This window comes from Variovorax sp. MPBD4-3, assembly GCF_058809745.1.
Genome location: NZ_JBXASW010000004.1, coordinates 191,873 through 198,834 on the forward strand (window position 1 = coordinate 191,873; position 6,962 = coordinate 198,834).

A 6,962-nucleotide genomic window follows, 5' to 3' on the forward strand; every position below is an offset into this window, starting at 1 on the left:
CGTTTCCTGGCCTAGGCCTGGGGCGGCGGGCCGCCCTTGCGGTGGAAATAGATGAGTTCTGCCACGCGCCGCATCTGCGGCGTGCCCAGCAGGTGGTTGAACATCCAGTCGCTCTGGAAATTGTCGAAGGCCCAGCGCAGCGTGCGCTTGAGCAGGAAGCTGGGGTAGCTGCGCACGAACCAGGTGGCCGGATCGTCGGCCTCTTTTCGCACGAATCGCGCCACTGCCTCGCCCGCGCGTTCGCCGTGCTGCAGCGCGGTGTGGATGCCGCCCGCGGTCACCGGCGACACCATGCCGGCGGCGTCGCCCACCAGCAGCGCCCGTTCCCGCGCGACCCTTGGCAGCACGCCGCCGCACGGGATCATGCCGGCGCGCACTGCAATGGGCGGTGAATCGCCCGGCGACACGACCGAGGCGATCTTGTGGAGCAGCGGATCGAGCCGCAGCGCCTGGGCGTCGCCGGGCACCACGCGGCGCGCCAGCCCGATCTGGCTCACGCCGACACCGTCGAGCGCCCAGCCTATGTACCCGGGCGCCAACTTGCGGTCGATGAAGCAGTGCAGCAGGCCGGGCTCCATGCGCGCACCCTGGTACTCATGTTCCACGCCGTACAGGAAGCGCGTGTTTCGCGACAGGCCCAGCGCCTTGGCCACGCGCGAATGCGGACCGTCCGCGCCCACGAGGTAGGTGGCAGTGATGCAGGGGCCATGCGTGACAGGCACCTCCCAGCGCCCGTTGATCCACAGCGCCTGTTCGAACAGCGTGCCGAGCCGCACGTCGACACCGCAGGCCCGCGCCGAGTCCACCATCCAGTCGAGCAGCAAGGGGGCGTCGGTGGCCCAGAACCAGTAGCCCGGCGCGTGCAGGTCCACATGGCGCATGTTGGGCGCATACAACCGCACGCCGTCGATGCGGCGCACCAGCGCGGGCGGCACCTCTGCCAGCCATGGCACGCTGTCGACTGCGTCCTTGACGATGATGCCGGTGGTGTGGAGCTTGCTGCCGGCGCTGGCCTTCTTCTCCAGCACCATCACGCTGAGTCCGGCGAGGGCCGCGGCACGGGCGCAGGCCAGCCCGGCAAAGCTGGCACCCACCACGAGAAGATCGACCTTGATGCCTGCACCGCCGCTGCCTGGCGATGCAACCGGCGCCGCATGCGGCGGGGTGATCAGGGATGAATCGAGGGGGGCGAAGAAACTCGAGGAAGAAGATGGCATGGGCTGGCTGTGTTCGATACGCACCGCGGTCTGCGGTGCGCAGCGAAGTTAGCCAGCCGCTGTGCGTGCGGCGTGAAGCCTGTGTGAACTCAGGACGGGTCTTTGCCGCGGGTGCGGCCGACCGCGCTGAAGATGCCGATCCCGAGCAGGATCACCGCACCGATGCCGATGTAGAGCGTCGGCACGCCCAACACCGTGGCTCCCCAGACGAGGCCGCCCAGGAAGATCAAGAAACCGATCATGTAAAGCGCAAAGGACATCGCCGTTCCTCCGGAAGCTGAGATGCGTTGCAGTATCCCGGCCGGCGCGAGGCTTCGAGGCGGCCCGCGCCGCCTGTCCATGTGGGAGCGAGCCTACCGATGGGCTAGGACGGGCTCGCCACCAGCAGGTAGCGGCAGGCTCCGCGACCCAGCGCCTTGAACGCCAGCGGCCTGTCCACGCTGAAGTCGAGACAGTCGCCCGGCCCAAGCTCGAAACGCTCGTCGCCGTAGTCCACGCGGAGCGCGCCTTCGAGCATCCACAGGCATTGGCGATAAGGCTTGCCGCTCCACCGCGGATAGCTGACCTGCGCCGAACGCGGCAGCTCGACCTCGACCAGTTCGACACCGCTGCCCGCGTGGCGCTCCGCCACCTGGCGGCGCAGGTAGCCCGCTTCGGGATCTCGCCACACGTGCTGCTCGGCCCTCGTTCGCAGGCGTTGGGGACTGTCCTTTTCTTCTGTCAGCAACTGCGCAAGCGGCACGCCCAGCCCCGCAGCCAGCTTGCCCAGCAGCACGGCCGTGGGGCTGCTCTGGGCACGCTCCACCTTCGAGATCATGGCCTTGCTGACCCCCGACAGCTCGGCCAGTTCGGCAAGGCTGAGCGCCCGTGCCTGCCGCAGCGCCAGCAGCCGCGAGGCGATGAGTGCGTCGATGCCATCGGCAGCGCCATGTGCAGAAGAGGCGGTGGAGGTGGATGAAGTGTTTCCCATATGAGATTATTATTCTCTTATATTGGACGACTCAAGGAACATCATGCGGCTCATCCCCTGTACCGAAGAAGCGCACGCCGGGGCGATTCTTGCCATCCTCAACGAAGCCATCGCCACCTCGACCGCGCTGTACGACTACAAGCCGCGCACGCCGGAGAACATGGTTGCCTGGTTCGCCACCAAGCGCACGAACGGCTTTCCGGTGATCGGCGCGGTGGACGACGAGGGCAAGCTGCTGGGTTTTGCCAGCTACGGCGCGTTCCGCGCCTTCCCCGCCTACAAGTACACGGTCGAGCATTCGGTGTACGTCGACAGCGCCCACCGCGGCGCGGGCCTGGGCCGCACGCTGATGGAGGCGATCATTGCCGAGGCCATTGCGCGCGACGTGCACGTGATGGTCGGCGCCATCGATGCCGCCAACGCCGGCAGCATCGCGCTGCACGAGCGGCTGGGCTTCGAGCATTCCGGCACCGTGCGCCAGGCCGGTTTCAAGTTCGGCCGCTGGCTCGACGTGGCCTTCTACCAGCGGATCCTGGCGACGCCGCTGAACCCGGTCGACGGCTGAGCGCTTGCTAGACCAGCGTGTAGAAACGCATCACCACCTCGGACGGCTTGCGCATGCCGGCGCCGGTGAACATGCGTTCGCTGATCCACTTCAGCGACGGCGAAGTGGTTTCGAAGCGCGGGTTGCAGCGGAAGTACACCTGCGTCGGGTCGACGGGGTCTCCTCGCAGCAGCCGGGCCATGACCTCGGGCGTGGCCGAGCGCATGGCCTGGTTCTGCACGTAGATCAGGTCGCCTGAGTCGGTCTCCAGGGCGTAGCGCGCATCGAGCTCGGAGAGCGTTTCGCTCACGATCAGCTGGAAGTCGCAGCCGCCCGGCAGAACGCGCGCCCGCCAGCCGTGCCCGGTGGCCTCGCCGCCCGTGATGGGCACCACGCGGCGCATGCCGCGCGGGGTGCCGCCCAGAACCTGCGGCGTGCCCACCTCGACGCGCAGGTCGGCGAAATGCTCGAGCGAAGGGGCGGAGATATCGTTGAAATCGAACACGCTCATCACTCGCCCCTTCCTCAGGCCGCGGCGGTCTCTGCGCTGGCGCGGTCGAGCATCTCGATGGTGCCCGCGTCCAGCTTCAGCTGCGTCGCGACCACGAGTTCCTCGAGCTGCGCGATCGACGTCGCGCTGGCGATCGGCGCCGTCACGCCGGGGCGCGCGATCTGCCAGGCGATGGCCACCTGGCCGGGCTTGGCGTTGTACTGCTGGGCCACCTTGTCGAGCGCGTCGAGGATGCGCAGGCCGCGTTCGTTGAGGTACTTCTTGGTGGTGTTGGCGCCGCGGGCGCTCTTGCTCGCGTCGGCCTCCGTGCGGTACTTGCCCGTGAGGAAGCCGGCGGCCAGCGCGTAGAAGTTGATCACGCCCACCTCGCGCTTCAGGCACAGCGGCTCCAGCGCGTCTTCGAACACCGCGCGGTCGTACAGGTTGTAGAGCGGCTGCAGGCTCTCGTAGCGGGCGATGCCGAGCTTCTCGGACACGTCCAGCGCTTCGGCCAGCCGCGGCGCCGTGTAGTTCGACGCGCCGATCGCGCGCACCTTCCCTTCCTGGATCAGCTGGTCGAAGGCGCGCAGCGACTCCTCGAGCGGCGTGTCGGCGTCGTCGTCATGCGACTGGTAGAGGTCGATGTGGTCCGTCTGCAGGCGCCTGAGCGAAGCCTCGACCGCCTCGCGGATGTACTTGGGCGACAGGCCCACCTTGCCTTCGCCCATCGGCTTGCCGACCTTGGTGGCCAGCACCACGCGGTTGCGCTTGCCGCTTTGCTTGAGCCACTTGCCGATGATGGTCTCGGACTCGCCGCCCGTGTGGCCCGGCACCCAGGCCGAGTACACGTCGGCGGTGTCGACGAAGTTGAAGCCGGCGTCGAGCCACGCGTCGAGCAGCTTGAACGAGGCAGCCTCGTCGACGGTCCAGCCGAACACGTTGCCCCCGAAGGCGAGCGGCGAAACCAGGAGGCCGGAGCGGCCGAGCGGGCGAAGTTGCGACATGAGTTGGTGTTCCCGGAGAAAAGCGTTGAGAAAAAAATGGTCAGACGAAGCCGATGGCGCCCAGCACCGCACCGGCACCGAGCAGCCACAGCAGATGGATGCGCGTGCGCCAGACGATAAGCGCGGCCGCGCCGGTCAGCAGCCACAGGTGCCAGGCGGGCGCATTGCCGGCATGGTTTCCCGCCGCCAGCACCCAGCCGGTGGCGATCAGCAGGCCCACCACCACGGGCGCCATGCCCTGCTTGAAGGCACGCACCTCGCGGCGGGTGCGGTTGCGGTGGCCCCAGCGCGTGGCGAAGTAGGTGAGGGTGGTGCTCGGCAGCATGATGCCGACCATGGTGACGAGCAGCCCGAAGAAGCCCAGCAGCCACGCCCCCGGCCCGCCGCCGATGCCGCCGCCCGCGTTGAGCCCGACGTTCCAGCCCATCAGCGCCACGAACAGCACGTTGGGCCCCGGCGCTGCCTGCGCGATGGCCACGGAGGAGCTGAATTGCGCGTCGGTGAGCCAGCCGTGCTGCGCCACCAGGTAGCGGTGCATGTCGGGCACCGTGGTGATCGCGCCGCTGATCGACAGCAGCGAAAGCAGCATGTACTGCCCGAAGAGGGCCAGCCAGTCGTGCCAGTGCATCGCGATGGTCATGCCGGTATCTTCTTCCAGGTCCACGCGCAGGCCACGCCGCCGAGCACCAGCAGCACCCAGCCGAGCGGGATCTTGAACAGCGCGATGGCGCAGAACACCAGCGCCATGAAGCCCAGGCAGGTGGCAAAGCCCAGCGGGTGCTTGCGCAACTGCGGCACCAGCTTGATGCCGGTGGCCGCGATCAGCCCGCCCGACACCGCGCCCATGCCGCGCAGCGCGGCCGCCACCTGCGGGTTGCCGGCGTAGTGGGCGTAGAGCACGGCCAGCGCGAGGATGACGACGAGCGGAATGGCCAGCATGCCCGCCACCGCCGCCAGGGCGCCGCGCAGCCCGAAGTAGCGGTCGCCGATCATCAGGGCGAGGTTGATCACGTTGGGGCCGGGCATCACCTGGGCGACGGCCCAGTCCTCGAGGAACTGCTCGGGCGTGAGCCATTTCTTTTTCTCGACCATCTCGCGCTGCACGATGGCCAGCACGCCGCCGAAGCCTTGCAGCGCCAGCCAGGTGAACGAAAAGAACAGGTCGCGCGGCGACTGCGGCTGGGCTGGTGGAGACGGGTGCATGTGGAGCGATTATCGTAGTCAGGCTTTCAACGCGCCGGGCATCGTACTGACAAGATCCCGGACGCCTCCACAGGGAAACTACAACCATGCTCATGCAACTACGCGCGCTCTTCGACCTTTGCAAGAAGGCCTTCAACTCCTGGTCGAACGACTACGCGCCGAGCATGGGGGCCGCGCTGGCCTACTACACCGTGTTCTCGATCGCGCCTCTGCTGCTGATCGTGATCGCCGTGGCCGGGCTGGTCTTCGGCCAGGAGGCGGCGCGCGGGGAGATCTTCGCGCAGCTCTCGGGGCTGATGGGCGAGCAGGGCGCGGCGGCGGTCCAGGGCATGCTGAAGGCCGTCAACAAGCCCACCGAGGGCGTCGTGGCCACGGTCATCGGCATCGGGCTGCTGGTGGTCGGCGCGACCACCGTGTTCGGCGAACTGCAGGACGCGCTCGACCGCATCTGGCGCGCGCCGGCCCGCGTCAAGAACAGCGGCCTGTTCAACATGCTGCGGGTGCGGCTGCTGTCGTTCAGCATGATCATGGGCATCGGCTTCCTGCTGATGGTGTCGCTGGTGGCCAGCGCGGCGCTCGCGGCGCTGGGCAAGTGGTGGTCGCCGATGTTCGGTGCCTGGGAGACCACCGCGCAGGTGGTGAACTTCGTCTTCAGCTTCGCGATGGTGACGGTGATCTTCGCGATGATCTACAAGATCATGCCGCGCGCCAAGGTGCAGTGGCGCGACGTGTGGGTAGGCGCTGCGGTCACCGCGCTGCTTTTCACCGTGGGCAAGCATCTGATCGGGCTGTACATCGGCAAGAGCAGCGTGGCCTCGGGCTATGGCGCGGCGGGTTCGCTGGTGGTGGTGCTGGTGTGGGTGTACTACTCGGCGCAGATCTTCCTTCTGGGCGCCGAGTTCACCTGGGTCTATGCGCGCACCTACGGATCGATGAAGGACAAGAAGGGCGCGACGGAACTCAACCCCTCGCCGACACGCGACGTGCCGCTGGCGCAGAACGACAACTGAGCGGGTCAGCCCGCGAAGCCGCCCTGGTCCAGGAACGCCTGCTCCTGCGCGGTCGATTCGCGCCCCAGCATCCTGTTGCGGTGCGGAAAGCGGCCGAAGCGCGCGACGATGTCGCGGTGCAGCACGGCAAAGCGCTGCGTGTTGGCGTCCAGCGCGGCATTGAGTTCGACCGAGCGCTGCTGCTCGGCCAGCACCTCGGAGTGCATGAACGGCAGGTAGAAGAAAGGCCGCAGTTCGGCGGCAACCTGCTGGTCGAGCCCGGCGGCCACCGCTTGCTTTGCCACTGCCAGGGCCCTGCCGTCGGTGGCGAGCATGTGCGGGTTGTTGCGCCAGGCGTTGCGGGGGAACTGGTCGAGCAGCACGAGCAGTGCCAGCGCGCCTTGGGCGTCGTGCGCCCATTCATCGAGTTCGCCGCGCGCCGCGGCCTGGTGGGCGTTGGCAAAGCGGGCGATGAAGGCGGCGTCGAATTCGTCGTTCTTGGCAAACCAGCGTTCAGGGCCGGCGTCGCGCCAGAAGCCGGCCAC

General features: G+C 67.9%; 10 protein-coding genes. 2 read left to right on the forward strand and 8 right to left on the reverse strand.

Annotated features, from left to right (window positions below; all coding sequences use genetic code 11):
• Positions 1-11: 11 nt before the first annotated feature.
• The 3 genes from AC1RVW_RS03990 to AC1RVW_RS04000 all read right to left on the reverse strand — a co-directional run bounded on the left by AC1RVW_RS03990 (position 12) and on the right by AC1RVW_RS04000 (position 2,187).
• Positions 12-1,217 (reverse strand): NAD(P)/FAD-dependent oxidoreductase, encoded by a 1,206-nt coding sequence (locus AC1RVW_RS03990; protein WP_493198141.1) that lies wholly within the window; start codon positions 1,215-1,217, stop codon positions 12-14.
• A gap of 89 nt (positions 1,218-1,306) precedes the next feature.
• Positions 1,307-1,477, reverse strand: coding sequence for a hypothetical protein (locus tag AC1RVW_RS03995; RefSeq protein ID WP_172839878.1), 171 nt, complete (start codon positions 1,475-1,477; stop codon positions 1,307-1,309).
• A 104-nt stretch (positions 1,478-1,581) separates the two neighbouring features.
• Positions 1,582-2,187 (reverse strand): helix-turn-helix domain-containing protein, encoded by a 606-nt coding sequence (locus AC1RVW_RS04000; protein ID WP_493198144.1) that lies wholly within the window; start codon positions 2,185-2,187, stop codon positions 1,582-1,584.
• A 43-nt stretch (positions 2,188-2,230) separates the two neighbouring features.
• Between AC1RVW_RS04000 and AC1RVW_RS04005 the strand changes: the two genes are divergently transcribed.
• The gene (locus tag AC1RVW_RS04005; RefSeq protein WP_285410937.1) at positions 2,231-2,752 is read left to right on the forward strand and encodes a GNAT family N-acetyltransferase; all 522 of its coding nucleotides are present in this window, start codon (positions 2,231-2,233) and stop codon (positions 2,750-2,752) included.
• Between the two features lie 7 nt (positions 2,753-2,759).
• Here the strand turns inward: AC1RVW_RS04005 and AC1RVW_RS04010 are convergent, their stop codons facing one another.
• From AC1RVW_RS04010 to AC1RVW_RS04025, 4 genes are read right to left on the reverse strand one after another with little or no spacing between them, the layout of a single operon-like run.
• Entirely contained in the window at positions 2,760-3,242 is a 483-nt protein-coding gene (locus AC1RVW_RS04010) for a DUF3237 domain-containing protein (protein WP_081269122.1), read from the reverse strand.
• 14 nt (positions 3,243-3,256) lie between these two features.
• Complete coding sequence (locus AC1RVW_RS04015; RefSeq protein ID WP_493198147.1) at positions 3,257-4,225, reverse strand: aldo/keto reductase; 969 nt, start codon at positions 4,223-4,225, stop codon at positions 3,257-3,259.
• Between the two features lie 40 nt (positions 4,226-4,265).
• Positions 4,266-4,865, reverse strand: coding sequence for a chromate transporter (locus AC1RVW_RS04020; protein ID WP_081269124.1), 600 nt, complete (start codon positions 4,863-4,865; stop codon positions 4,266-4,268).
• The gene (locus AC1RVW_RS04025) at positions 4,862-5,428 is read right to left on the reverse strand and encodes a chromate transporter (RefSeq protein WP_493198149.1); all 567 of its coding nucleotides are present in this window, start codon (positions 5,426-5,428) and stop codon (positions 4,862-4,864) included. Before AC1RVW_RS04025 ends, AC1RVW_RS04020 begins: the two co-directional genes overlap by 4 nt.
• An 86-nt stretch (positions 5,429-5,514) precedes the next feature.
• On the opposite strand from AC1RVW_RS04025, the gene AC1RVW_RS04030 reads away from it, so the two are divergent.
• Positions 5,515-6,438 (forward strand): YihY/virulence factor BrkB family protein, encoded by a 924-nt coding sequence (locus AC1RVW_RS04030; protein WP_172839879.1) that lies wholly within the window; start codon positions 5,515-5,517, stop codon positions 6,436-6,438.
• A 5-nt stretch (positions 6,439-6,443) separates the two neighbouring features.
• Here the strand turns inward: AC1RVW_RS04030 and AC1RVW_RS04035 are convergent.
• A partial coding sequence (locus tag AC1RVW_RS04035) for a DUF924 family protein (RefSeq protein ID WP_493198152.1) occupies positions 6,444-6,962 on the reverse strand: 519 nt, incomplete at its 5' end.

Coding starts and splice junctions, on each gene's coding strand:
- AC1RVW_RS04020 (WP_081269124.1), bottom strand. CDS start 4,865: ATGACCATCGCGATGCACTGGCACGACTGGCTGGCCCTCTTCGGGCAG.
- AC1RVW_RS04025 (WP_493198149.1), bottom strand. CDS start 5,428: ATGCACCCGTCTCCACCAGCCCAGCCGCAGTCGCCGCGCGACCTGTTC.
- AC1RVW_RS04030 (WP_172839879.1), top strand. CDS start 5,515: ATGCTCATGCAACTACGCGCGCTCTTCGACCTTTGCAAGAAGGCCTTC.
- AC1RVW_RS04010 (WP_081269122.1), bottom strand. CDS start 3,242: ATGAGCGTGTTCGATTTCAACGATATCTCCGCCCCTTCGCTCGAGCAT.
- AC1RVW_RS04015 (WP_493198147.1), bottom strand. CDS start 4,225: ATGTCGCAACTTCGCCCGCTCGGCCGCTCCGGCCTCCTGGTTTCGCCG.
- AC1RVW_RS04005 (WP_285410937.1), top strand. CDS start 2,231: ATGCGGCTCATCCCCTGTACCGAAGAAGCGCACGCCGGGGCGATTCTT.
- AC1RVW_RS04000 (WP_493198144.1), bottom strand. CDS start 2,187: ATGGGAAACACTTCATCCACCTCCACCGCCTCTTCTGCACATGGCGCT.
- AC1RVW_RS03995 (WP_172839878.1), bottom strand. CDS start 1,477: ATGTCCTTTGCGCTTTACATGATCGGTTTCTTGATCTTCCTGGGCGGC.
- AC1RVW_RS03990 (WP_493198141.1), bottom strand. CDS start 1,217: ATGCCATCTTCTTCCTCGAGTTTCTTCGCCCCCCTCGATTCATCCCTG.